The organism is Microvirga sp. Mcv34 (assembly GCF_024519725.1).
GTDB lineage: Bacteria > Pseudomonadota > Alphaproteobacteria > Rhizobiales > Beijerinckiaceae > Microvirga.
On record NZ_JALJRK010000219.1, the window covers coordinates 1 to 1,759 of the forward strand.

General features: G+C 60.9%; 1 protein-coding gene and 1 pseudogene. One reads left to right on the forward strand and one right to left on the reverse strand.

Annotation, left to right across the window (positions count from 1 at the left end):
• Window positions 1–736 (reverse strand): annotated as a pseudogene (locus OC446_RS30205) (IS630 family transposase); the annotation flags it as partial.
• Between the two features lie 344 nt (window positions 737–1,080).
• On the opposite strand from OC446_RS30205, the gene OC446_RS30210 reads away from it, so the two are divergent.
• Complete coding sequence (locus tag OC446_RS30210; protein WP_262032564.1) at window positions 1,081–1,641, forward strand: hypothetical protein; 561 nt, start codon at window positions 1,081–1,083, stop codon at window positions 1,639–1,641.
• Window positions 1,642–1,759 lie beyond the last annotated feature (118 nt).

A 1,759-nucleotide genomic window follows, 5' to 3' on the forward strand; every position in this document is an offset into this window, starting at 1 on the left:
GGGCAGATCGCCCCGAAGATGTAGGTGGAGGCGGTTCTCAAATCCCGCGGGGCCGAGGGACGCGTCCCGCGTTTGGCCCAGCGGCGGGTGATCTTGTTCTTCTGACCCACCCGTGCCTCATCAGCAAACCAGATCTCTAGCGGCTTGCCATCGGCCTCGTTGCTCGCGATTTCCGCCAGACGCGCGGGGAAACTTTTTTAAAAGCCGCTACCGCGGCGTCGCTCTTGACGTGATGGCGCGGGCGAGCCGAGAGCTTGCGATAGCCCAGCGCCCGCACCTCCCGGCTGAGCGTCTGCTTGGAGATTGGGATCCGGTGTTCGTCCCACAGCCATTGGATCAGATCGACCAGGCGCCAGCGCACCACCCCGTGCACCGCCGGGACCGGCCCGGCCTCGATCATCTGCACCAGATGCTGGCGATGGCGATCCGTGAGCCGTGAGGGCTGGCCCGGCGGCTTGCGGTCGATCAGACCCTCGGGGCCGTGAGCGTTGAACTTGACCACCCAGTCACGCACGATCTGCAGCGTCACCCCGCCGATCCGGGCTGCCTCGGTGCGCGAGGCGCCCTCGTAGATCGCCGCCAAGGCCAGCAGGCGGCGGGCCTGCGGGCCATCCTTCGTCTTCCTGGCCAACGCACGAAGCTGAGACGCATCAAAGTCAGAGCGGAGTGGGATCGGCATGGCGAACCTCCCGGGTTCACCAAACTGAATCACACTCACCCCACTCTGGAAAATCACAAACGAGTCAGCTCTTCAGGGACTTGGTATTCATCATGCCGCTGACAGGAACTGTGCCTCCTGATTACCCTCCTGTCATTACGGCGGCGATCACGCAGACGCCGTACGATTTGCCGTCTCGTTTGCAGTCCTGCTCAACTGAGCCTTTGGCTCACATCGTCTGCGCCTGTGCCGATTTCGCTACAGCCAAAGCGCTAGTTATCGGGCATTCTGGATCGGTCCTTGAAGGAACGGCTGGGGGCCGATTCTCCCTGGAGGGGAAGCGCCTCTGCCAAGCACGAGGCGCTTCTCTTTGCCAGGGCGGGCAACGTGCTGTAGAACTCCGGATGTGCCTAAAGCCTGCAATGAGGGCAGATTGGACTGTCAGGCAAGGCTTTGCTGCCATTCATCGCTCCAGCACGTCCATCAACGTGCTTCCCCCCAAAGCCATTGATAATATGAAGCGTCATCAAAAGCCTTTTTCCGTCGAGATCAAGAAATCCCGCATTCCAGATCAGCGTCACCACCTTCCGCCTCGGCGCCTTTTCGCCGTGGTGCCGCAAGATGAGACCTCGGCCTTGATTCAGACAGAGTCTCAAGCTGTAGTTGAACCTTTGGCGACCCCGCGCATTCTGCCGAGCATAATCAAGCCTGTTCCCGGCAATCCTGAACCTGTTGAGCCTGTGCGTCGCAAGCGGGCTTCCAAGTCAAAGGCTGAAAGGAAGCAAATCGGATTCGATCTGTACGCTGACGCCGATGAGGAAGCAGGTGAGGGCTTAGGCAGTACATTGGTGATTCCAGAGACTGGGCCTCAGACCGAGGGTAACCGGTGCGAGCGCCCCACCTTTTGCCGGATCAGTTTCGCCTTCACTCTCGCAAGCATGACGCTGTTTGCGGGAGGTGACTGTGGAAGATGCCGGACCTGATGCCAGGCTTGAAGTCAGAGATGAAGCCAGACCTTACGAGCGGATCGAGCTCATCACCGGGCGGCGGCTACGGCACGCATGGTCGCCCGCCGAGAAGGCCCGCATTCTCGCCGAGACC